Annotated in this window: 17 protein-coding genes and 3 pseudogenes; 7 read left to right on the forward strand and 13 right to left on the reverse strand. The window is 36.3% G+C overall.

Going from position 1 to position 24,603, the window contains the following annotated elements:
• Window positions 1–274 precede the first annotated feature (274 nt).
• Entirely contained in the window at window positions 275–814 is a 540-nt protein-coding gene (locus LEP1GSC059_RS11270; protein ID WP_020980752.1) for a DUF1564 domain-containing protein, read from the forward strand.
• 29 nt (window positions 815–843) lie between these two features.
• On the opposite strand, the gene LEP1GSC059_RS11275 is transcribed toward LEP1GSC059_RS11270, so the two are convergent.
• Entirely contained in the window at window positions 844–3,618 is a 2,775-nt protein-coding gene (locus LEP1GSC059_RS11275) for a chromosome segregation SMC family protein (RefSeq protein WP_036057510.1), read from the reverse strand.
• Window positions 3,619–3,709: 91 nt separating this feature from the next.
• Between LEP1GSC059_RS11275 and LEP1GSC059_RS11280 the strand changes: the two genes are divergently transcribed.
• A complete protein-coding gene (locus tag LEP1GSC059_RS11280; RefSeq protein WP_017215772.1) occupies window positions 3,710–5,539 on the forward strand; it encodes a motility associated factor glycosyltransferase family protein in 1,830 nt (609 codons plus the stop codon).
• Between the two features lie 40 nt (window positions 5,540–5,579).
• Here the strand turns inward: LEP1GSC059_RS11280 and LEP1GSC059_RS24880 are convergent, their stop codons facing one another.
• From LEP1GSC059_RS24880 to smpB, 6 genes are all read right to left on the reverse strand, one after another.
• Complete coding sequence (locus LEP1GSC059_RS24880) at window positions 5,580–5,765, reverse strand: hypothetical protein (protein ID WP_420323976.1); 186 nt, start codon at window positions 5,763–5,765, stop codon at window positions 5,580–5,582.
• 640 nt (window positions 5,766–6,405) lie between these two features.
• Window positions 6,406–6,618, reverse strand: a complete 213-nt coding sequence (locus LEP1GSC059_RS11285) for a hypothetical protein (RefSeq protein ID WP_002177134.1) — start codon at window positions 6,616–6,618, stop codon at window positions 6,406–6,408.
• A gap of 98 nt (window positions 6,619–6,716) precedes the next feature.
• Window positions 6,717–7,511 (reverse strand): hypothetical protein, encoded by a 795-nt coding sequence (locus LEP1GSC059_RS11290; protein WP_002177171.1) that lies wholly within the window; start codon window positions 7,509–7,511, stop codon window positions 6,717–6,719.
• A complete protein-coding gene (gene plsY, locus LEP1GSC059_RS11295) occupies window positions 7,486–8,136 on the reverse strand; it encodes a glycerol-3-phosphate 1-O-acyltransferase PlsY (protein WP_004438433.1) in 651 nt (216 codons plus the stop codon). The genes LEP1GSC059_RS11290 and plsY overlap by 26 nt, the downstream gene beginning before the upstream one ends.
• Window positions 8,133–9,596 (reverse strand): ribosome biogenesis GTPase Der, encoded by a 1,464-nt coding sequence (gene der, locus LEP1GSC059_RS11300; protein ID WP_002177204.1) that lies wholly within the window; start codon window positions 9,594–9,596, stop codon window positions 8,133–8,135. The genes plsY and der overlap by 4 nt, the downstream gene beginning before the upstream one ends.
• A gap of 25 nt (window positions 9,597–9,621) precedes the next feature.
• A complete protein-coding gene (gene smpB, locus LEP1GSC059_RS11305) occupies window positions 9,622–10,104 on the reverse strand; it encodes an SsrA-binding protein (RefSeq protein ID WP_002177224.1) in 483 nt (160 codons plus the stop codon).
• A 385-nt stretch (window positions 10,105–10,489) separates the two neighbouring features.
• Between smpB and LEP1GSC059_RS21925 the strand changes: the two are divergent.
• A pseudogene (locus LEP1GSC059_RS21925) lies at window positions 10,490–11,247 on the forward strand (ankyrin repeat domain-containing protein).
• Here the strand turns inward: LEP1GSC059_RS21925 and LEP1GSC059_RS23035 are convergent.
• Window positions 11,158–11,931, reverse strand: a pseudogene (locus tag LEP1GSC059_RS23035) (IS5 family transposase). The pseudogenes LEP1GSC059_RS21925 and LEP1GSC059_RS23035 overlap by 90 nt on opposite strands.
• A 74-nt stretch (window positions 11,932–12,005) precedes the next feature.
• On the opposite strand from LEP1GSC059_RS23035, the pseudogene LEP1GSC059_RS11330 reads away from it, so the two are divergent.
• Together LEP1GSC059_RS11330 and LEP1GSC059_RS11335 are read left to right on the forward strand one after the other, a co-directional pair.
• Window positions 12,006–13,818, forward strand: a pseudogene (locus LEP1GSC059_RS11330) (ankyrin repeat domain-containing protein); the annotation flags it as partial.
• Window positions 13,819–14,117: 299 nt separating this feature from the next.
• A complete protein-coding gene (locus LEP1GSC059_RS11335; protein ID WP_017215775.1) occupies window positions 14,118–14,573 on the forward strand; it encodes a hypothetical protein in 456 nt (151 codons plus the stop codon).
• 70 nt (window positions 14,574–14,643) lie between these two features.
• On the opposite strand, the gene LEP1GSC059_RS11340 is transcribed toward LEP1GSC059_RS11335, so the two are convergent.
• Window positions 14,644–17,676, reverse strand: coding sequence for an AAA family ATPase (locus LEP1GSC059_RS11340; protein ID WP_020980822.1), 3,033 nt, complete (start codon window positions 17,674–17,676; stop codon window positions 14,644–14,646).
• Window positions 17,677–18,207: 531 nt separating this feature from the next.
• Here LEP1GSC059_RS11340 and LEP1GSC059_RS11345 point away from each other — a divergent pair.
• Entirely contained in the window at window positions 18,208–19,308 is a 1,101-nt protein-coding gene (locus tag LEP1GSC059_RS11345) for a pyridoxal phosphate-dependent aminotransferase (protein WP_017215776.1), read from the forward strand.
• On the forward strand, window positions 19,292–20,143 hold the full coding sequence (locus LEP1GSC059_RS11350) for an A24 family peptidase (RefSeq protein ID WP_020980845.1): 852 nt from the start codon (window positions 19,292–19,294) through the stop codon (window positions 20,141–20,143). The genes LEP1GSC059_RS11345 and LEP1GSC059_RS11350 overlap by 17 nt, the downstream gene beginning before the upstream one ends.
• 400 nt (window positions 20,144–20,543) lie before the next feature.
• Here LEP1GSC059_RS11350 and LEP1GSC059_RS11355 read toward each other — a convergent pair whose 3' ends face one another.
• The 4 genes from LEP1GSC059_RS11355 to LEP1GSC059_RS11370 form a co-directional block, all read right to left on the reverse strand.
• On the reverse strand, window positions 20,544–21,764 hold the full coding sequence (locus LEP1GSC059_RS11355) for a hypothetical protein (RefSeq protein WP_002177141.1): 1,221 nt from the start codon (window positions 21,762–21,764) through the stop codon (window positions 20,544–20,546).
• A gap of 63 nt (window positions 21,765–21,827) precedes the next feature.
• On the reverse strand, window positions 21,828–22,547 hold the full coding sequence (locus LEP1GSC059_RS11360; protein WP_002177150.1) for an ABC transporter ATP-binding protein: 720 nt from the start codon (window positions 22,545–22,547) through the stop codon (window positions 21,828–21,830).
• 1 nt (window position 22,548) lies between these two features.
• On the reverse strand, window positions 22,549–23,787 hold the full coding sequence (locus tag LEP1GSC059_RS11365; RefSeq protein WP_002177162.1) for an ABC transporter permease: 1,239 nt from the start codon (window positions 23,785–23,787) through the stop codon (window positions 22,549–22,551).
• A complete protein-coding gene (locus LEP1GSC059_RS11370) occupies window positions 23,787–24,602 on the reverse strand; it encodes an efflux RND transporter periplasmic adaptor subunit (protein WP_017215777.1) in 816 nt (271 codons plus the stop codon). Before LEP1GSC059_RS11370 ends, LEP1GSC059_RS11365 begins: the two co-directional genes overlap by 1 nt.
• Between the last annotated feature and the right edge of the window lies 1 nt (window position 24,603).

Consider the following 24,603-nt stretch of genomic DNA (forward strand, 5'->3'; position numbering starts at 1 on the left):
GAGCGACCTAAAACACTTTCGTAAAAAGCGTTTCATTGAGTTCTTTTCACTCCAATTTCTTCGAAATTTAAACTTAAATGTACTCTTATGAGTCACAACATAATAATCGCTTTCGCATTAGTTATACCGAACTCACGTTAGTTTAGAAAATTTTTATAAAGAATCTGTCCTAAACTTAAGAACGTGTGAACGCACACAGAAATTTTTTTGTTTCTTTCAAAAATTTTTTCTATAAATCGTTCCGCTTGGAAAGTTCGCAGAACCGTTTTCTAATATGGACATTCTTTTATTGGACGATAGTCAAAAAATTGAATCTGCTTTGGTAGAAGATTCTGTTGGTACAGATTCTCTTTTGGTTCCAGATGTTTATTGGAATCGTTTGAATCTTCAAGAAAGAAAAGCACTTCGGGACAAACTCCCTCTTTTACTGAGAAAATATTCTAAGCAGATCGTTTCTATGAAACGTCTTCATAACCGGGCGGGTAAAATCAAATACAATCGGGACGTTGGTAAAATGAAAAAGTTTAGTATTCGGGTTCATACTGGTGTTTGGGCGACTTTAGGCGTGTTGGCGGCGGCCCATGGGGTTTCGAGGTGTTATCTTTTTAATTACATGCTTTGGCTGGAGGACCTTGGTGGAAAGGAGGATTTTTTTGTGAAAAGTTTAAACCGGGGAGTTCCTAGCTTTCACTGGACTTACAAAATGACTTGGAAGATCAACAGGAGACAAAATCTCATTTCAAGAGAATTACAATTTGAACCGAACCCAATGACAGATAAATACCCATACTATCTAAAGTTGAGTTCGATGTAAGAAAAAAATTATCGTACAAAAAACGAAATCTAAACCACAGCCTCTGCTACTTTCTCGGCAATCGTTGCTGCCTCGTCCAGTTTCAAAGAAAGAATCCTAGAAATCCCCGGCTCTTCATTTGTAACACCAAAAAGAGAATTAGCTCTATTGATCGTAGACTGAGCGTGAGTAATAACTATGAACTGAGACTTGTCCTTGAACTTATCTAAGATCTGACAAAACCTAAGTTTATTCGCTTCGTCTAACGCAGCATCTATCTCGTCTAGAAAACAAAATGGAGAAGGTTTGACCATATAAATCGCAAATAGTAACGCGATCGCTGTCATTGATTTTTCACCACCAGATAAAAGTCTCAGATTTTGAACGTGTTTTCCGGGAGGTTCGGCCATAATTTCAATACCGGCATTGAGGCTATCTTCGTTTTCAGTCAGTTCTAGTATAGCGCGTCCTCCATTGAAAAGTGTGGAAAATGTTTCCTGAAAATTTTCTCGAATCTTTTCAAACGTCTCACGAAATAACTTTTCAGATTCTTCGTTGATTCTACCTAGAACCTCTTCCACGTCCGCTTTGGATTTTTCTATATCTTCTTTTTGCACACGATGGTGTTCGTAAATTTCTTTTACACTTCTATATTCTTCGATCGAAAGAGGATTAATCGAACCAAGCATTTGAATATCGGATTTTAGTTTTTTTAATTTTACTTCTTCTTTTGTTCTTTCCAAGTTTCGATTTTGAAATTCGGAAACGAGTTCTTGTTCAGAAATAGAATAATCGTTATAAAGTTCTTCGTTAAAAGAATCTATCTGCACCTTTAAACCAGAAACAGTCCTTTCTTTTTCTGTTAAGACCGGGATCAGATTTTTAAAATCGTCCTGATTTTTTTGAATGTCGTGTTTCAGATTTTGAATCTCTTTTAAAATATTTCTAAGAGACTCTTTTTCGGATTCCAAAGCACGACTCATATCTAAAAATTCGTTGTAACTGGATTCGATCTGTTGTTCTAATTCGAAAACTTCTTTTTCAAATTCTTGTTTTTTAGAAATTACATTCTGAATAGAATCCTTTGCATTTTGAATTCTTTTTTCGATCTCTTCTTTTCTAAGTTGAATCGATTTACAAATTTCTAATCTAGAATTTTTCTCCGAACTAAGTTCTAAAACTTTTTTTTCTAGAAATACGGTTTGTTCCTTATTGGCTTCTAAACTTTCTCTCAAAGATTCTATTTTAAAACCGGAATCCTTAATACTTCTAGTCAGATTTTCATTTTCTAAAATTAAATCTTCGATTTGTTGATCCAAGGTTTCCTTTCTAGATAAAAATCCGTCTCGATCAAAAAGAATGTTTCGAATCATATCTTCTAGATGAACAAATTCTTCTAGTTTAGATTGAACTTCGCCTAATTGTAGGGTTTCTAAAACGATGGCAATCTTAGATTTTTCGGAAAATTCTAAATTCTTTTTCAATTCTTCTATTTGAATAGAACATTCGGATATTTTAGAAAGTAAGAATTCTTTTAGTTCTTTTCTTCTATTTTCTGTATCGATCGCTTCCTTTTTTCTGGATTCTAGTTGGCTGATCAGTTCAAAGATAACCTCTTTGAGTTTTTCACGAAGTTCATTGTGAGACTTATCGTTGTTTGCGATCTTGGATTCTTTTTCAAGAACGGAAAGGTTTTCGTCATCAATCTGTTTTTCAAGTCCAGATTTAGAATCTTTTAATTTTTGGATTTCTTCTTGAAGAAGTTCTATTTCCCCTTCCAATTCGAAACATTCTTTTTGAATTCTTTCTAAATCGATAACGAGTAAACTTAAAGAAGATTCTTCTCCGTTCAAGGTCTCGATCATTTCCGAAATTCTTTCTTCATATTCTAAAATGATCTGTTTATTTTTTTCTATTTTCTCTTTTTGGATTTTTGTCTGAGATAAATGATCGTATAATTTTTTATCTATTTCGGAAACTCTCTTTTCAATTTCCGATTTATCTTTTTCTAATACTTCAATTCTACTAGTTTCTTCTCCGATCGTATCGAGTAAAATTTGATTTTTATCTTTGATCCCCTGAAGTTCTTCTTCGGAAGCTTTTAACTTTTTAGTAAGAGTTGAAAATTTCAAATAACGTATAATTTTATCGGTTTCGTCTAACTCAGATTTCAGTTTAAAATAGGCTTCCGCCTTCTCCGCTTGTTTCTCCTTGATTTCCATTTCTTTTTTCATGGAACTCATGATGTCTTGAATACGCAGTAGATTTTGTTTTGTATCTTCCAAACGTTTGAGCGCTTCTTGACGTTCCATTTTAAATCTGGAAATCCCAGCGGCTTCTTCAAAGATAAGTCTTCTTTCTTCCGGTTTGGAATGTAAAATCCGATCCACTTTACCTTGTTCCATAATCGAATAAGAAGACTTACCGATCCCAGTATCCATCAGAAGTTTTTCTACGTCCTTTCTTTGAACACGAGAGTCGTTGATACAATATTCATTGTTTCCGTCCATGTAAAGACGACGGGTCATCTTTACAGTCGGATAATCCATCTTGATGAGTTTGGAAGAATTATCGAAGATAACAGATACTTCTGCGTAACCGGCCGGTTTACGAGCTTCGGACCCGTGAAAAATCACATCGTCCATTTTGTCTCCTCGAAGACCTTTTGCGGATTTTTCTCCGAAAACCCATTTTACTGCATCTACGATATTCGATTTACCACTTCCGTTTGGACCTACGACCGCCGTAAATCCTGGATCGAGTAAAATTTCGGTTTCGTCCGCGAACGTTTTGAATCCAACAATATTCAGACTTTTTAAATACATAGTTTTTGTGTTTTTCATTTCTGGATCATTCCAGAAAATCGTTTCCAATTGACCAGATTTGGGCAGGGAATAGAATGCACCCTGGATTATTATGTCTCACAATCTCTCTGAAAAAACAAGAGAAATATTCGGTAAAAAGCCGTACTTATCTCTGTATTTCCAAAGACCCATAGATCCGGGTCGTAACTTCGACCTCAAACCAGCTAAAAATCAGGAAGAATGGTTTTTAGAACTCAACGGACGAGCACTTTCCAGCACAATCGCTCCTCGAACCCAAGCACAAAGAATTCTACAAACTCAAAAAATTTCTTCTACGGATTTAGTTGCAGTAATCGGTTTAGGAAATCCACATCTTATCTTTGAGGTTCATAAAAACCTGGAACCCGGACAGGTTCTACTTTTGGTGGACGAACATCCGGAACTTATCTTTCCTCTTTGGAATGGAATTTTAGAACCAGTGATGGACGTTCCTGGCAGACATTTGTTTTTAGGCCATTCTGCTCTCAATCTTCTTTGGAATTATTTGGAATCTCTTCCGGTCGAACGAGTTTCTGGAATTCGTATTTTTAGAAACGCGGCAAGCACCTCTCTCAACGAAGCCTATTACGGTGATTTGGAAATTAAAATTCGTAAAATTCTTTCTTCTAAAATGAGCGACCTTTTGACTAAGTTTGAGTTCGAAAGAATTTGGGTTCGGAATACTTTCGTTAACACCGCAAATTTTCCAAATTCTAAAAATCCAAGAACTAGAATCGAATCTTTAAAAGGAAAGTTTTTAAATACTCCTGCTATGCTTGTTTCCGCGGGCCCTTCTCTTAGAAGTCAGTGCGAATGGATTTCTAAAGTGAGAGATAGAGTTTTTTTATTTTCCTGCGATACTTCCTTTAAAGCCCTTTTGAAATTTGGTATTGTCCCAGATGGCGTAATCACCTTGGACGCACAAACTCATTCTTTCTTTCATTTTATGGGAGCAGAATCGTCTAACGTGCCTTTGTTCGCGGACTTAGTAAGTTCCCCTTCCATTTTGAGATCTCAAAAATTTACTAAAATTGTACATTCTTTAACCGCCAAATACGTCATAGACGCAAGCGGTGAACTTAAACGAGAAGTAACGGCCGGTTCTAAAACCGCGGAAAAACTTTTAGGCACAATCGGAGATATTCAATCTGGCGGAAGTGTAGCTACCACTGCATTTGATCTTTTACGAAATCTTGGATGTAAACCTATTTTTTTAGTGGGTCAAGACCTCGCTTATTCCGGAAGAGAAATTCATTCTACGGGTACTCATCATAATGAAAAATGGCTCACTTTAATTCGAAGAACACAAGGTTTAGAAAAAATCAACGAAATGATCATTCGAAAAAGGGATACTCGTTTTGTTCCGTCCGCAAAAGGTGGAACAGTTCTGACCGATTACGTTTTAGATCTTTATAGACATTGGTTTGAAGAATCGTTTAAAACTTTAGACTTTCCAGTCTACAATGTAAATTCTCGCGGTGCCAAAATTGCAAACTGCGAAAACGTTTCTTTGGAAGAAGCGGATCAAATTCTTTCTTCGTTTCCAAACCATAATTTTTTTTGGAAAGAATGGATTCCCTGGAACGGCTACAATTCTCCCGAAATCAGTTTAGAAGCCGCAGAGGATTTTCGTTCTAATCTTTTGCTAAAGATTCAAAAGATTTTGGAAGAATTTTCCGATCCTTCTATTCGGGAAGTTTCCTACGATTCAGTTCTTTCTAAATTTAAAATTGCTACCTACAACTGGGAAGATCTTAACTTTTTAATTCGCAAAACCGAAATTTACATTTTACGCCATCGAGATACATTAGACGAAACCAGAAAGAAAAACTTATTTTTAGGCGCCGTTCTAAAAGAATTTTCAGGATTAAAACGGAAACTTTTGTCCGGAAATCGTTCATAAATCATTTATATTAGTAATATATAATTAACTTAAATCCTTTTTATAGTTTAATCTTTCTGCGAAAAATGATGCCTATTTCTATATTAACGTGAACAGGACGTAAGGAACCTATGATTCTGAAAAAAGTTGAAATCTGAACTTTATAGATCGATTCCTTAAATGTGAGAACTACTACAAAATTTCGTTCGGAAAGGTATAATTTAAAATCGCAAAAAAGAAACGTAATCTATGGGAACTACCACATTTGATTTAAAAATCTATGATAATTTTTTTCAGGCTTTGGAGCGAATTATAAAATACAAGTGAGTTAGTAAAAGCTATCTCAAAAATACTTTAACTTTGTTTAAAATGCCGATGATCCTAAGATATTTTTGAGATGGTTTTAGTACAATTATCAGATATTGTAATTTAAAGATGAGCTGTTAAAGACAGTAATTTTTTTGAACTTGTAAGAGTTCCCACAATTTAGAAAAAAGTCTGTTAAATCTCGAACTTGTGAAAGTTCCCACAGTTTAAAAATCCTGTGTCATTGCTTGGCAAGTTCGATAAGGAAAATGACACTGTCTTGTCTCTTCCGCTTTATTTGTTTTGAATAAGGTCGCGATAAAAATTTAAGATACTCAATTTTATAAAGATTTGTAATAATAAAAGCTAAGGATGAATTTATAAAACCTATATAAAATAGTTTTCTCATTTTTGTGATAGCACCAAACGACAATTGAATGTAAAAATTTAACTGGAAGAAGATTTTTTTGGACAATAGGAGACCCCTATTGTCCTTAGAACCTAACCACTATAAATATAAGACTACTTTATTTTTATTATAAACCTAACAGCAAATTTCCTTTATTTGAAAAAATGAACAATTAGGCGTTTAAATCGATCAGATAACCACGACGAACCGCTTGATCGTCCGTATTCACTCCTACCTTCGCGATATTTCTTGCTCCAGAGTTTACGCTTTCTAACTCGGAAAGTGGATGTAAACGATCTGGCATGTTTCTAATCGTAAATTCAGACTTTGAAAATTGTCTGGCCCCGGTAGAACTCTGAAGTGCGAAGTTAATTTCTTTGAGCATGGCTGCGAATTTCCTTTTTGTTCAACTGAACACTAAATTTAAAACCTTGTAAAGCAAAATCAAATTTGAATCCGTTCAAACCAAATTCAAATTTATTTCTAAAGTCCGTCAAAATTGAAATTTTCAGGAATGACTACCACTTCGTCTTCGTCCATTTCTATATTATCAAAACGGACATGGTGCCCTTCTCTAGAATGTTTTTTCTGAATGATAGGCTCTTCTGCTTCAGTTACAAAAGTTTGTTTCTGTTTAGAATCCGATTCGTTGTCTTCTTTTACATCTGTCAAAAGCGAAAAACCTTTTGGTTCTCTTACAAACTCCGGAAAATATTCGTAAAATAATTTCGCAGATACGACCCTAAAACTTGCAGGATACGCGTTCTTATAAGAACCAGAAACTTCCACATCTGGCAACTGTTGAAACCCGATCCGATCTTCAAAATCGTTAAATTCTTGTTTGGTGAAGACAGGCATTCTTTCTGTAATTAAATCCTTAAGGATGATCCAATCTAACTTAAATCTCATCCTATATCCTTGAAACGCCGAAGACCTTTGAATCAAATTGACCAATCGTTTGAGTGGATAATCTCTTTGTGCATAAGGACTAAGATAAACGAGTAAATACCTTTGGGAAAATCCGAGAGGTTCCCAAATACGATCCGGATAAGGTTTTCCTTCCTCCGATTTTAAATCGTCCAAAATGGATTGTAACTCCGGAACTACTTCGGTTCGATCGGAATAAAATTCTTGTTTTTCAGCTTCTCCAAATTCTCCGTAATAAAGCCATTTATATAAATCAGCGATTTCAAATACCGGATGATATTCAAGATACTGTTCTAAAAATCCTATCTTTTCTTCTTTGGTTTTGTTATCGTCGATTTCTCTCTGAATCACCGTCTTGCCCCTCACCTTTGACCGCGAACAGTTCTGACCTGTTTAAGATCCGAATGATATTTTCTCGATGAGTCAGTATAATCCCTAACGAGATAAACACCATAGTTCCTAAAATCCAATACGAAACTTCTTCGTGTAAGAATAGGATCGTGGAAAAAGCATAAACGAGTGGAAGAGTAATGGAAGCAAAAATCGATCCGAGAGATACAAATTTAAAAAATTTATATATTACCCAAAAAACTAAAACCGCTCCTAAACAAGCAATCGGGGTTAGTACTAAAAAAACTCCGAACGTAGTCGCAACACCTTTGCCTCCTCTAAATCCCAAAAAAGGAGAAAACATATGTCCTAAGACTGCAAAAACTCCACAGAGTAATTGGAATGGTATCCCTCCTTCCGAAGCATAAACACCGGAAAGATATACCGGAAGCATTCCTTTTGTTATGTCCAAAGCCAAAACTATAAAACCGAACTTCCATCCGATCAAACGACCTACGTTAGTCGCTCCTATATTCTTACTTCCTAATTTGCGAATATCCACTCCTGCAAATTGAAGTGCAATCCAATATCCGAAAGGAACCGAACCTGAAATAAAACTTAACAATACAAAAATTGGAAAATTCATTTTCGATCCGATCGAAACTCCAATCGAACCGGAATTCCTTGAAGGTCGTAGGTTTCTGTAAGTTTCTTTTTTAGAAACGAAACCAAATTCGATTTAAAGTATTCTACGTGATTTACAAACAAAATGAGATGAAAAGGAGAAGTGGACACTTGTGTACAATATAACATCTTAGGAGGTTGATGTGCGGAGAAAGATCTTCCTGCAAGTCCCATCCAGTTTTTTAGATTTTTATTAAGTTCGGAAGTGCTTACCTTTCTATGCGATCTGGAAGCCAAATCAAACGCAAGATCCAAAAGTTTATGAACCCTGAGTTTTTCGGTAGCACTGATCGTAAGAATGGGTACTTCGTTTAACAACGGGAAACGACTGTATAATTTTTCTTTGTATTCTTTAAAAGTTTTATCAGTTTTGTCTTCGATCGAATCCCATTTGTTAACTGCAATCAAAAAGGGTTTTCCTTTTTCTTGAAGGAGCGAGGTGATCTTTTTATCAAAATCCCCAAACCCTTTTTTTGCGTCCAAAAGATGAATTACCAGATCGCTAGACTCGATCGCCTTTAGCGTTCTTTGATAGGAATAAAACTCCAAAGCTTCCGCAGACTTGCTTTGTCTTCTGATTCCGGCCGTATCGGTTAACAACAAACGTCTATCACCAAATTCTAATAGAGTGTCCACCGAATCCCGAGTAGTTCCAGCGACTTCGCTTACCACCGCACGTTCGTAACCGCAGATAGCGTTTAAAAGACTGGATTTTCCAGAATTGGGTTTTCCAACAATCGCAAGTCTAAATTCGTAATCTTCTTCCGCCAACGGAAGGGGTTGTGTATCTTTTTTTTTGGAAGCCGAAATTTTTTCGATCCAGACCTTTCCTGGTTTTTCATTTAAGAAAAATTTAATTTTCTCAAGTAGAAGTCCTAGATTTTTTCTACCGATCGCAGAAATAGGTAGCACTTCCGAAAGCCCCATCCTATAAAATTCTTCTAGATCGAACTCATCCAGTTCCTTATCCGCTTTATTAACACAATAAATGATCGGTTTACCCGCTACTTTATCTTCTCTTCTTAAATAATTAAGAAGGCTATGATCGGCAGATGTAATCAAATTCTTATCCAGTAAAAACACAATCACATCTGATTCTCTTAATTGTCTATAAGCAGATTCTAATATAGATTGAGAAAGCAAATCCGGATTTTCTATGTCAAGTCCAGGGGTATCACAGAGATAAAAATCTAGATCCTTGTCTTCTTGATAAATCCTAGCAGAAAGAACGTCACGCGTAACACCTGGATAGTCTTCTGTAATCGCTAGTTTTTTCTTTAAGAGAGAATTGAATAAAGTGGACTTACCTACGTTCTGTCTTCCCACGATCGACACAACGGGTATTTTTTCTCCTGGTTTTTTTCGGGGAGCTTTGATAGTTACAACTTCTTCGGAAGTTTCTTTTTTTACGGCTTTAGCCATTGTGTTCCTAACTTTAAATCGTGTATCACTCGTAACGATTGGATGACTTTAACGCTCGAGCAATTTCTTGTTGTGCGTCTTTTTTCTGCAGATCGTCTCGTTTATCGTGTAACTTTTTAGGTTTACCCACTGCAATTTCCACTTTGACCCTAAGATTATTTTTAAAATAAACTTTAGTCGCAACTAATACCAAACCCTTCTCCTTTACTTGACGTTCCAGCTTTTCAATTTCCTTCTTATGAAGTAGAAGCTTTCTAGGTCTGATCTCTGGATGATTTGCATATCCTCCGTTTTTATACGGAGCAATGGAAAAATTTTCTAAAAATACTTCTCCGTTTTTGATCTTTGCAAATGCGTCCGTTAGATTTCCTTTTTTATCTCGTAGACTTTTAACTTCGGATCCAGACAATACGATCCCCGTTTCGAGGAACGAAATCAATTCGAAGTTGAACTTTGCCTTTTTATTGACCAGAGGGGAATGCCCAGATTCTTCTTTTTTCTTTGCCATATCTTTTTTATGAAACCGGCGGTTTAATTTGTATCAATTTCAGGAAAGAAATTCTTTCCAATGTATCGTTACATAACCTTTATAAAAACTCGTAAAAAATTGAAGTTCTCGATCTTGAAACAATTTCGGTTGATTCAATTTCCTTGTTTCTGTCAGTTATTTTAAATCTTCGCTAATAAAACCTTATCGTGAGAGTTCCCACAGTCGCATCCTTTTTTTACGATTACGGAGGGTGAAATTCGGGAAATTATTTCTAATTCAAAGAATCTCAGCTCGTAAATGATCTTCGTTTTTTAGCCGAGTCCTTTTTTGATTCATAGCGGTTCGACAAAAATACGTCCACTTTAGATCTTATATTTTAACCGATCCTGTCGATAAGGTTACTATGTCGTTTTTCGCCCGCCTTTTGTATAAAAAAAATCGATTCTTATTCCTTTGGATCCTTGCGATTTTTATTTCCGAACAAATATTCGGAACTCCCATCATTTCCAATGCGGATCGAAAGATCCTTTCCGCCGCGATCAACGGAAACACTAGACTGGCAAAAAAGGCTCTACAACAAGGCGCATCTGTTCATGCGAGAGATCCGCTTGAGGAAAATTTTGGAGAAACGCCTCTCCACAAAGCTTCTTACAACAACGACGTTTCTTTGATACGATTTCTTTTGAGTAAAGGAGCGGATCCGAATATTTCAGACGAAAGAGGAGAAACGCCTCTCATCCCGTTTACGGCCTCAGTTTAGAATCCGTATCTGCATTGTTAGGTGCAAAAGCAGATCCTTATCTAGAAACAACATCTGGAATTAACGCGGCTGTTTTGGCCACAGATCTTTGTTCTCTTCCTATCTTAAAAATATTAAGAAATTATAATGTAGATTTAAACCGACATTCGAAAAAAGGTTTTTTGCCCATCCACACCGCGGCGGGAAGATGTAATGGAAAATTTCTACAATTTCTAATCGAATCCGGAGCCGATCCAGAAGCCACTACAAAAATTGGAACGACTCCTTTGATGCAAGCGATTAAACTCGGAAACTTAGAGCCGGTCTCAAAACTACCTATCAAAAAAGTTAAAAGCAATGATAGAGCTTGCGAGATAAAGAGATGCAAGATAATTTTCAGATTTTCTTTCCCAACGAATTAGGTTAGCCCTGAATCGATTGTGCCAACTGTTAGTTCTTTCAACGACAACGTCTAGGTTTTCCTTTATATTTACCGATGAGAGGCTTTTCACCTTTTTTCCGAATATGAGATTGAATGTTTCTTCTTTTGATTAAAACTTCTATATCTTTGAAATCATAACCTTTATCTAAACAAATATGTTTTGGCTTCTTTCTTCTTTTTCCGGAAAATATTAGGATTGAATTCAACGTATCTTTTACACCGTGTTTGTCATGAACGTTAGCTCCAGTCAATGTAATTGCCAAAGGAATTCCATTTCCATCTGTAAGAATATGCCGTTTAACCCCTAATTTGGCACGGTCTGTAGGGTTTTTCCCAGTTAAGCTCCCCCTTTGGGAGCTTTAACCATTGCCGAATCCATCGAAGCCCAGTCCCATGCTATTTGATTCTTTACATCATAATATTTTAAAATAGATTTATAAATCTTTTTGAATACTCCTGCTCGTTCCCATTCTTGAAATCTTCTGTGACAAGTTTGGCCTGATCCAAACTCATTCGGAATGGCACGCCACTGACAGCCTGTTTTCATTCGATAGATGATACCTGACATTACTACTCGTGTTGGTACTCGATTGCGACCTCCTTTCGGATTTACATTTTCTTTCGGGATTAATGGGGCTATTTGTTTCCAAAGTGCATCCGGTATCTCTGAATAATATTTGTCCATTTCACATTGATATTATTACCCTTTCTCTCTACAAACAGTTTTGAGACCGGCTCTTAGACGCGATTCATTTTTTATTGGAGCAAAATGTTTCCGTTTCTTCGACGGATCAATACGGACATGACTCTATGTTTTATCTATTTAGTAGAAAAAATCCGTATCTAAGGTCTTGGGATCTATATCTCAAAAACAAAGGAAGGAGGAAGGACGTCATCTTACGGTTGATTGAAAAAGGAGCTCCTCTTTATCGAGAATATGAGGACGGAACAACCCCACTTTTTTTAATTTTAACGATGGAAGATGAATATTTAGAAAAATTTTTTTTCGACTATTTTAAGAACCATCAAATCGACCTGAATGTACCCAATCGTTTCGGAGTCACTCCGCTTAAATATTGCTGGATGAATAGAGAATTAGAATTGTTCTACTATAAACAAGAAGACGATGAAATAAGAAAAAAATTTAAGGATGTCGTTCCACTTCACACTCCACCTCAATATTGTCAGATGAATCAAGAATTAGAATTGTTCAGCTATAAACAATAAGACGATGAAATAAAAAATCGAATCAACCGTTTTCTTTTGGAACGAAATTCGGAAAATCCTATATTCTCTTTCTATTATGTGTATCTTTTAGAAGTCCACTTTGGTTTTGACGGCGTTCAAGATGCCACACTCCAGAAAATTTATAATTCCCTTCTTTCCAACCCCAAACTTCCAGATTTAAAAAATTTGGAGCTGGAGCTTTGGGAACAAATATTTGCCATGAAAGATCCCGATCTGAAAAAAAAGTTACTCTCTCGATTGAAAGACCCTCCTGCGGGTTTTTGGAAGTGGCTCGAGCTTCCGGATTCGTCTTCCAATCCTGAAGGTTCCGATCTCTGGGTACGCTCGATTCAAAAAGGATTGGAAATTTGTAGATCCAAATACATTTTGGAAAAAATATTGGCCTCCTTGTATGACCGGAGAGAAGGATGAAAAAATCGTATATCGATTGTTTCAATCGACACCTTCGGAAAAAATCGTCTCTCCTTTGTGTAACGAGATAGACATTCTTGGAATATTTGCCGACGAAGAAAAAAACGAAGAACGTCAAAAACAAATTCATCTCTTGTGGGGACGCTCGGTGGAAGTCGCGAAAGAAATTGAACGAAGTAGAAAACGAATTTTAAACTTTGTGAAAATGGGCGCCAAACCAGATTGTCGTTACGAGAGTTCGCGCCACCATAAACCAATTTTATCCGCAGCCTTGACAACAGTACGAAAGTACAAACTTAAGGATTTGGAAAAAATCATTATTTCTTTCCATGCAAAAGATCCACAAAAGATTCCGCTCCAAAAAGCAATTGTCGCGGGAGATCGAAATAAAATTCAAAATTTACTCGAACAAGGTGCAATCATTAACGTGGAAGTATTAAAGCTGGCACAAAAAAATCCGAAACTACTTTCCTATCTTTTGGAAGAATACAACTCTTTCGATTCCCCTCCTGTATTCGATTTAATCGATCACTTCAAAGAGAAAGAAGCAGAGACACTTTTATCTCTTTTGATTCAAAAAGGATTTTCTCTCAAGGTCCTTTCTGTAGAAACAGAATCCAAAGGCGCATACCAAGGTAGAAAGGATTGTGCGATCGCAGGAATCATATTATCTAATTCTAATATTTTGCAGTCCTTATTACGACCGGAACTTTTCGCCGGATATTCTTGTAGAGGATTCAATCTCGATTTTCATAAGTGGCTTCACCCGTCCATTCCGAGTTCATGGTCGCGCGAGAAAATCAAAACAAAAATCAAAGCGCTAAAAATAGAATCCGTTTTTCCGGACCTTTGGGAAGAATCCTATCTGTTCAATCCAAAAGCGCCTGAGTAAAATCGTAGTTTGGCGACGATCACAGGTACTGCTCCGGACTCAATCTAGTTCGTTTGTATGTGCCGTAGTTGATGGTTCTTTATCCTCTTTTGGTCTTGAAACTCCGGAATAGTGGCCCAATCCAGTTCACACGTCCGAGACGTTATTCATTCCAAATACAAAGTATACCTGGCAGTTCCTACTGAAATCATCCGTCTGGGTTCCGCCACAATTTCATTGCCTTTTTCGTCCGTCTTTATCAAAAGAAAAAGTCGACAAACTCGATTCCTCAGATGAAATAACGTTCTAGTTCACCAAAAATGAAAAGAATACTCTTTATCATTACCAAATTGATTGTTTCTCTGATTCTACTTTTTGCGCTATCCATCGTCTTATTTTTTGCATATAAAGAATTTCAAAAAGAAAACCTTAAAAGAAATTATCGATCCGCTTCTAATCTCAATTTTTCTTTCCAAATTTGTAATACTAATGGAGGACGTATTTTTGAAGACCGAATAGAATCGGTGGACTGGATAAACCCGCATACGGTTCATGTTAAAGCAAAAGTCTGTTCTAACTGCGGGGATTACGATTGGGTGGGGGACTACAAAGAAATCGGCAATTCAATCAACTTACTTTACAACACATTCAGTGACGGCTACGCGGCTTGTGGCTGCTGTCCGGTAATTATGAAATTCGAAATATCAAATATAGAAAAGAAAAAATACAAGTATAGAATACAAATGAAAGAACGAGTTTTTTTAAATACGAATTAAAAAAACATTCCCTCTCGTTTCTTTATCTTTAAAATTTAAAGTCCCGCAGAAAACCAACTTCAAAGTCGTATTAATTTCTCATACTATGATGAGTCAAAATCAATCGACCTAATTCTGTTCCGATGAGGTTTGGCATATTGTAAAAATTATCCGAAGTGATCTGAATGGAATCCTGGAACAGATGTTCCGCAATGTATCTTCTACCGAGGCCCACTCCCAAAAATACGTAGTTGCGGTTTTGGTTTTTTAGAATTTCTGCATGTAATTTGCGGTTGTCTCTGGAATTGATTTCGTCTGACACTTCCGCCTTTCCTCTTTGTCCTCTAAAATCAGAAATCATTACTACAATTTTAGTTTGTGCTTCCGGAGAAAAATACGATTCTACTTTTTCGAGAAGCTGATATTCTTCTACGGAATCGCCTTGCCAATCGGTTCTAAGATAATTGAACATCTCTTCTTCTTTGGCTTCGTCGTAAACTTCATCCAAACGTTTGATCGGAATCAGATCAATTCTATCTTTTTTATTGTTTCGATCCGAATACGCGTGAATCGAAAAATCCACTTCGTGTTCAGCCAAAATATAAGCCGAAGAAAGCATCGCAGAAATCACCGCGACCGCATATTCAAAGTTAAAGATCCTTCTGGATTTAGAAACAAGAAAGGCTACTTCCACACCTTTTAGTTTTTCTTCGTTCTTGTCTATGATCGTACGATCAAATACTTTTGAATCCCCTCTACCGGATAAGAAGGAAATATATTTTCTACTATCGATTCGGTTTCCTTCGTTTCGATACATTCTAGTAATGTCTATCTCTGGATCAAAAAGTCGGTCTAAATTGAGTTCTATATCTTCGAGACTTTGTCCGAATACTTCTTTAAACTCTTTTAAAGAAACTTGGATCGTGTACTCCCAAAGTATTTTACGTTTTGCAAGAAATTGTTTATAAAGTTCTTCCGTGCGATAACCCCAAGCGCCTCCACCTCCTGCGGGCTCTCCTTGCCCCTGATTACCTCGAGTATCTTGCCCGTACCAAGCGTCTGCTCCTTCTTTAATTTGCCCTCCCGTCGGAGGAGTATCGATCTCGATTCCTCTTTTAAGTGGATTACCAGAGTTGAGAAGTTTTGCTTTTCCGGTTAAGGCTTCTCTTTTATGAAGTTCCGGATCCCACCAACTTTTTTTTTCAATGTCTGTGGCCGTTGTCAGAGTTTTTTTTTTCTTATCTTCAAGAACCTTGAAGAAATCGGATTCTACCTCAATTCCAGAAATTTGGAAATCTAGAATTTTTTCGAGTTCCATTCTTTCCTTTGGATCTGCAATCTGATTTGTATAAGCGATCTTTCCACCTCGAACCGCGGTTTCTTTCAAACCAACTTCTCCGCCCTTCTCTTCCGCATAACGTAAAATATGATCTTTCCAAAAAAGAAGATTAGAAAGTCCAAATAAATACGGTAATAAATTGGCGGAACCAATCGTTCTTTTTTTGGCGAGATCTCGGATCTTCATGTGAAAGTTCACCATCTTCAAAATCAAACTGTTGCCCGGAAGATAAAAAGATAATATTTCGGTTAACGTTAATTCATCCTCAAGATCCGGGAACAATACACTCGTAAAACGATTCCTAAATGCTCTGGAAATTGTAGCGGTGGATTTGGATTTACGGAAAAGTTTTAGAGCAAAAATCCTAGAATGATCCGTCAGCTGAACCGGTTCGTTACTCCCGCTTTCTGGAGGAAGAGTAAGCGAGCGAGCGTCGTCGGTTAACATATTCAATTTTTCTACTAGTTCCGCACCGGCCGCCTCTAAATTGGTAATGAGTATATTTCCACCTTCCCGAATTCCACGAGTAAGCGGACCGTCCACCCAATCCACCTTAGAACCATCGATAGGTTTCAAAGCTCCTATGATGTCGGAAGTATGAATTCCTTTACAAAGACTTACCGTTTCAAGAGGAAGTCCCGACATCTCCGCAAACAAAGGAAGAAGAATCTGAGGGTCCTGCTCCTCCGAATATTCGATTAACACATTTTCCTGAAATTGAACCGCAGTAAAAATTTTCTCGGAAAACGCTCTGAGTTTCAAAGGAAGGGGGACTTCGCTTAACAATTTTTTTGCTTTGTTTTCATCAGCGACAGGAATCATTTTATCGTTACAATAAAGAAATCCTTTATGAACCTGAAAACTAGGCTCTGAAAATTCTGGAACCACTTTTAAACCAGATTCGCCTAACAATAATTCAATCTGAAATTCTCTGTCTTCCTTCTTACGAAATGGTTCCACATAAAAATTCCAGAATTCTCTAAATTGAAGTTCGCTCGTATCCGCTTTTAAGCCGATGAGACGGTTACAAAGTTTTTTTAAATTTCGAATATTAAAATGATATTTTTCGAGGTCGCCTTTTCCGAGTTTACCGGTTACGACACGACTTTCCGTTTCTAAAGAAATTCTAATACAAGATCGAAGCAAAGACTCGCTTAAAACCGGATATAATTTTTTCAAGATAAACAAAATTTCATCAGGAGTATGAGGATCTATAAAAACGACTGAGAAAAAACGAGTAATGTCAAACGGAAGAGGTTTTCTTCCTTCAAAACCTTCCGAAGGATTCTGAGTTCCTATAAAATTAAAACCGTCCCCGCAATAAATTTTAGAACCATCCCCTTCGATTAACTCTAAATAGGCGGACTCATAAACCGTAGAAAATCTTTTGATGATATGAGGAGGACAAAGATTCATCTCGTCGGCTACAAAACTATGACCAGAGCGAATCGCAGAAGTCAAAGGTCCGTCCGACCAAACAAATCCTCTTCCATCCATCAGAATTCTATACGAACCGATAAGATCTTCTGGAAGTGTGTCTTCGTTAAAACTAAATCTTGAGGTGGGATGTTTTCTTTTGTGGTTAATGTAATAGATAAGAGCGTTCTTTCCTACACCCGCGTCTCCAATGAGAAGGATCGGTTTACCCTCCAACAAAGGATAAAGTATATTGTTCAAATTACGAACGGTAGAGTCGGTCTCGACTAGATCCGATCCGAGACCAGCTACTTTAATTCCAGATTTTGAAACCGGAATATTCAGTCCGGCGATTTTTACGGTTTCCATAACTCAAGTATTCTTCTACAGGAGTCTCTGGCAACCGGAATTCTTAGTAATTAAAAAACCAAACATAAAGAACAGACGGGAAAGTTATGCCCTATGATCACATTCTATTAAACAATTTAAAGGATAAATTTAAAATCGGTATCATAACTAAAAAAGATTTTTCTCAAAAATATTCCAAATAACACTCTATCACTTTTTAAACAAAAATTCAGTATTTTTAGAATAACTTCTAATTGATGATCCATACAGACTACAAACAGAAAAAATACATTCCAATTTTATTATTAAGTTATATCTTATGATCTGCAAAAGTGTAAATGATTTTTATTTTTGAGTTCTACTATAAATAAAAATTTCAACAGATATATTTTTATGAATTTGATTCAAATTTAGTCTTCTGTAAAAATCTGAATATAAGGTAATTCTAGAGTTTATCGATTCTCAAAAGTAATATCGTTAAACTACACTTAGATCTCTAATTTTATATAAAACATTGACTACCAGACCTATCTTCTGTTATCAGTTATTCGTATGTTAGAATATATTTTAGCTAATCGTATCCAAGGTCTGGATACTTCCGCAATTCGCAAAGCTTTTGAACTTGCAGGAACACTGAAAAACCCAATCAATCTTTCCATAGGACAACCTCATTTTCCCTGTCCTTCTAATATCATAGAGGCCGGATCAAAGGCTTTGAAAGAAGGTAAAACCGCCTACACTCTTACCGGAGGAATTCCGGAATTAAAAAGTGCACTTTCCGAAAAATATAAAAATGAAAATGGGATTTCCTACGCAAAGCCCGAAAGAATTTTAGTCACATCTGGAATCAGCTCTGCGTTTCTTCTTTTATTCAACGCATTGTTAAACGAAGGAGATGAATGTTTGGTAGTAACTCCTCACTTTTTGATGTATCCTGCCTACATTAAAATTTACGGAGGTAAGATGAATTCGATTCACGAGTCCTTTGAACCGGAAGAGTTAAAGGAATTTGCAAATAAAAAACTTAAGATCATTATCTATTCTTCTCCTTCCAATCCTACTGGAAAAATTCTTTCTAAAAAACAACTAGAAGCTCTCGCTGAACTTGCCGAAAAAACGGGGGCTTATCTGATTTCGGACGAAATTTACGAAAAATTCGACTATGATAAAAAATTTATTTCGGTCGGATCTTTTTACGAAAAGACAATTACACTTTCGGGTTTTTCTAAAACATACAGTATGACCGGACTTCGTTTGGCTTCTATACTCGCTCCAGAATATATTACAAAAATATTAACTACTCTACAACAATACACTTTAGTATGTGCTCCTTCTGTAACTCAGTGGATGGGAATTGAAGCCCTAAAAACCGATATGAATTCCTACATTGCAGACTACAAAGAAAAAAGAGATTTCGTTTTTGAATCTTTAAAAGACCATTACGAAGTCGCAAAAAGTGAAGGTGCGTTCTACTTTTTTATCAAAATCAAGGAAAAGGACGAAGACTTTATACTAAAAGCGGTCAAAGAGAAAGAATTGATTTTAGTTCCCGGTTATATTTTTACCAATTCTAAAAATTACATCCGAATCAGTTTTGCATCCGAATGGGAAAATCTAAAACGAGGAATCTCGGCACTTGTCGATCTTGCCTGATTATATATTCTTTTGGACCATTCTTGGTTTCGGAAGTTTAGGAGCGGCTTCCCTGGGAAGTTTTTATGTTACTTTAGGTTTTAGAATTTTAGAAATATATTATGGAAAAACAAGAAAATCATTTTCATTTTCCAAAAAATGGAAATACATCTTTACCAGACCTAGTTCTTGCGACCACTGTGGTAATATAATACGTTATCCGGAATTACTTCCGGTAATTGGCTTTTTTATCTCCAAAGGTACATGCAAGTATTGTAATGTAAAAATCCCTATTTTGTTTCCTTTGATCGAATTTTTATTCGTTTGTATTTTTGTCTTTTGTTTTATTATAACAAAAAATATTCCATTTAGTTTTATATTTCTTTTTTTATGTGGGCATCTTCTGATCTCTTGTTTGACAGACGCATTTCACTTTTCCTTGGATTACGAAAATCTTCCCTGGATTTTATGTTTTGGAGTTATGTCTATTTTTCTTTTGGACGGTAAACTTCCTGGAATAAACAGCTTATTTGTGTTAGTCGGTTTTTTATTTACGTTTTTGGTTTTATTTTTTTTCTTTCCGGGAGGAATCGGATTCGGAGACGTTTTATTTGCACCCGTTTATGCTTTTCTTGCGGGTCACCCCTGGTGGATGTTTTTTTTAAACGCTTCTTACATTCCTGCAATTTTATTCACAGTTATACTCAGAGAAAAAGGAAAAAGTATTCGTAAAACTCCAATTCCAATGGGATTATATTTCGGGATCGGATTGTTTTTTACTTTTTTGAGCAGAATTTTTTTTGAATCTGATCTTGCCCCGTTTACTCTATTTTCAGAATATTCAAATCCTGATTGATTCTTCAATTTTTTACTTAAGAAATATATTAAATAATACTAATATTTTAACCTAAATAACGTAATTACCAATACAAAAGCAATTATTAAGATTTAGTTACTCAAACAATTCGTTCCATTAAATTCAAAAAGCAGAATTGAGTTTGATCGCGAGCGAATCTCTATTTTTTACGCCGAACTCGCATTAAGTAGGATTTTGTATCAAAAAATTATGACACTCAATTTTATAGAGTTCAGCAGTATATTGAATTTTAATAGAATTGTTGAAAAATTAATTCTCCACTCATCTTTGTTTTATGGAAGCGTTCAATTGAAGAAGTTTGTTTATCTAGACTATGGAATTTTTAAACAACTCTAATATTCATTTATTTAGAAATCCTTTTTACAATCAACCAGAGTCTTTAAAAATAAACAACTCTAAGATCTAAACCACCATGAGTTACATGAATCGTATCCGTCTTAATTCCCATATTACGAATCAAAACGGACCAACAATCTTCATCTGGACAAAGTATTAAACCGCTTAATTCACAGGGAAGTTCCCACCAATGTTTGAGCCTTTCCCCCAATTTTCTATAAAATCCGATCGAAGAACCTTTTTCTAATCTAAGTCCATATGGAGGATTCAGTAACATCCAAACTCGCCTACACTTTCCAGAAACTTTCCAAATATCTTCGGCAGAAAAACTAAAAAAATCACCTTTATTTTGGGTAAAACGAAAAGAATCAGCAAAACCTAAATTATTTAAAAAATCTTGATACTGTTTTATTCTATTTTTAGAATATTCAAAAATATCATCTTCTAACTCGTTCCACCAGACCCCGATTGGACTTTCCAAAGAATTTTTTAGAGTTTTCTTTTTTAAAAAATCCCAAGTCGCACTTGGAAATTCCTCCATGTCTTGAAATAAATAATTTCTAATATAATGAGTAAAACCAATTCCCAAAACAGAATCCACAGCCTCGCGTACAAAAGTTCCAGTTCCAGCAAACGGAACAAAAATCCCATCCGGATTGGGAAGAATAGAATGCAGTTTTTGGATTATAAATCTGGCAAGATCTTCCCGAATCGGAGCGGATTTAGAAAGAGGTATAAAATTTCCCCTTTGATTAAGAGGTTCTCCAGAAAGGCTGATATTCAAAACAATTTCGTTTTCTATAAGAAGTGCGCTCAGTTCCGTCGTTGAAATTCCGGAAGACAATGGAAAACTTGATTCCCAAAGCGCTCGTAAATCATCTCCAGAAGCCCATTGATTTTGTACTTTAACTTGGGAACGAAATCGAAGTCCCCACTCTTCCGGAAGAATATTCGATTTTCTTAATGCGTTTTCAAACCCTTCAAAATTAAAAGATTTTTTAAACGGGAACATTCCCAAATTCAATCGAAAATCTCTCACCCAAGGAATTCTCACTAAAAGTTCAAGTGCTTGTCTGAAGTTAGCGTTTTCGAGTAAAATTTTTCCGTGTTGAGTTTTCAAAAGAGGAATTTGAGTTTTGGGAAGATAAGAATTGGAAATAATTTCTTTAGTAATTCTATCGGTTTCTTTAAAAGACCCAGTCGGAAGTATATATTCCCACCTTCTAGGCAGACCAGCTTTAAACTTTGGAAAATTCCAACGCATAAAACATAGAATCAAAGGTTAGACTTAGAAAGCCTATCTGAAAATTTTTTCTATTGTAGGATTCTAACGAGCCGTCTTTGTGCTTTTTTTAATCGTTTCAAACTCTTTTAAAGAAACGACCCTTCCGTCCACAAGATGAATCTGTCTTTTTGTTTTAGAAGCAAAGTCTGGATCGTGAGTTACCACAAGGATGGTAGTTTTGATTTCCCGATTTACTTTTTCGAGAATATTCATAACTACTTTTGTATTTGTTGAATCCAAGGCTCCGGTTGGTTCATCCGCAAAAATATATTTAGGATTCATTACAAGCGCGCGTGCAATTGCTACTCTCTGCGCCTGACCTCCGGACAAACGATTGATCCTATAATTCATCCGGTCTTTTAAATCAAATTCTTCTAAAAGATGTTCCGCGTAACTCTGATATTCTTTTAAAAGTCCTGCTTTTCTTGCAGGCATCAATACGTTTTCGATCGCAGTAAATTCAGGTAATAGATAATGAAATTGGAATATAAAACCCATCCTTTTATTTCTAAACTCGTGGATTTCCTCTTCATTCATTCTATAAATATTTTTTCCGTCTATTTCGATCGTCCCGGAAGTAGGAGGATCTAGAGAACTGATCATATACAATAAAGTACTTTTTCCAGAACCTGATTTTCCAGTAAGAGAAACATAATCCCCGTCCTCTATATCAAGTGTAACACCTTTGATAATTTCGGAATTACCAAAAGTTTTTCTAAGATCACTTACGGAAATTCCGGAATCATTGATTACGGCTTGCATCTTATTCTCCACGTATAATTTCGATCGGAGAAAGTTTTCCGGCGGATCGTGCTGGAATCCAACTAGCAATCAAGGTAGCTGCCATAGATTGTGTAAACGCCTGTATATAAATCGCCGGAGCAAAAGAAATTACCATATTTCCGGCGCCTGCCGAAAAAAGAGGGTTAGTAAAAGGAAGAGATTCAATTCTTAAACAGACTAAAAAACCCACCAACAATCCAATCAAACCGCCTGAAATTCCAAGAATCAACCCTTGCAAAAGGAAAATAGTCAAAACTTCGTTCGGCCTATAACCTATAGAACGAAGGATCGCTATCTCTCTTTTTTTCTGATTAATAATTACATTCAAAATATTATATATTCCAAATCCTGCAACTGTTAAAATCGCAGCGGTCATAGAGTAACGGATCGCATCCTGTAACTTAAAGATCGCAAAAAAATTGGAATTTGCCTCTTCCCAACTTAGAATTTTATCGTCGCTGATACTTTTCCATTCTCCTGCTTTTTGAAGAGAAAGATTTACGTCCTTAAGACGAACGGCTATATCGGTAATCATCCCAGACTGAGTCGTCAAAAGTTGAACTTCGGATAACAGTCCGTAGGCGATTCCGTCATCCAAAGCCTTATTTCCGGAACGAAAAATTCCAGAAATTCGAAACGGAGTTTTCTCCTGAAGTCCCGAAGTCAACCAGACCGTTTTATTCAATCCAAGTCCGAGAAGTTTTGCAAGTCCGTCTCCTAAAACAATTCGATTTCCCGCCGAAAGAGATTCTACACTTCCCTCGATGATATAATCCGAAAGAGGAGTAATTAAAGTTTGTCTGGATGGAATGATCCCTATAATTTTTCCCGCCTCTTGATTAGAACCAGAAAAAAGAAAAATTCTTCCGCTCACTTGAGGAGAATACGCTTCTACTTCTTTATCTTGTTCTAATTTTTCATACCAAAGGCTTGCGTTGTTTAAATGATTAGAACCTCGTTTTCCAGAAGGTGGAGAAATCCAAAACACATTTTCCCCAGGAAATAAATCGTCCATAGAATCGGGTTGAATGATTTCCTGTCTGGAACTAATCCGAATGTGGCAATCAGAATTGATCAACTGATCGACTAGATAACCTCTAAATCCAAGAAGAACTCCGGATATGATGATAAAAGCTGCCGTTCCCAAAACAATTCCGGAAAGTGTAGTCAGAGTTTGTTTTCCTCTGACTAACATTTGTCTGATCGCGATAAACCACATTACGGAACCTCCGAAAGTTTATCCCCGGCTTGTATATCTCCGTCCCTTACCTCTACAAACTGTTCCGATTTTAATCCAGGTTTAAAGGGAACTGAAACTGATTTACCATTTCTGAATATTATAACTTTCTGTTTCTTTTCGTATTTTCTAGGAATCAGAACCACATTTTCTTTTTTGCCAATTTCTATCGCCACGTCAGCGGTCATTCCGGGCAAAACCCCTTCGGGAAAATGAGTCACTTCGATCCTCGCAAAAAATTGTCCTGCGTGGGAAAAAGTTCCTCGAACCCGTCCTTGAATTATTTCGTTCGGTTTTCCTTCAAAACGAATCAATGCGTTTTGGTCTTTACGAATCGAAAGAAGAATTTGTTCGTCAAGAGCAACAATTAGATATTTAGAACCAACTCCTAAAACTTCAATTGCTAGAAAATTTTGAAACGCAACTTCTCCTTCATGATAACCGACTTCGGAAACGATCCCGTGAATTGGAGAACGAACGATCGTAGATCCTTCTAACTGAAGTAAACTCTGATTAGGAAGGACTTCATCTCCTTCTAAAACGTAAACCTTTGTAATTTTAGTAGGAACTCCGACTCTAAATCGAAACGTATCTAAGGAATGAACGGTTCCAAGTCCGTAGGCTTTCTCCGCAATCGGACCGATAACCGCTACATCATCCACTTTCTTTTTACCTTTCATAGATAAAGATAAAAACAAAACTAAAAACGGAATCAAAGGTAAAAGAATCCGAAACACAAGACGTAGAGATCTATAAACCGCAAACCAATATTTTATTTTACTGATAAAAACATTCATA

Source organism: Leptospira noguchii serovar Panama str. CZ214 (genome assembly GCF_000306255.2).
Lineage (GTDB): Bacteria > Spirochaetota > Leptospiria > Leptospirales > Leptospiraceae > Leptospira > Leptospira noguchii.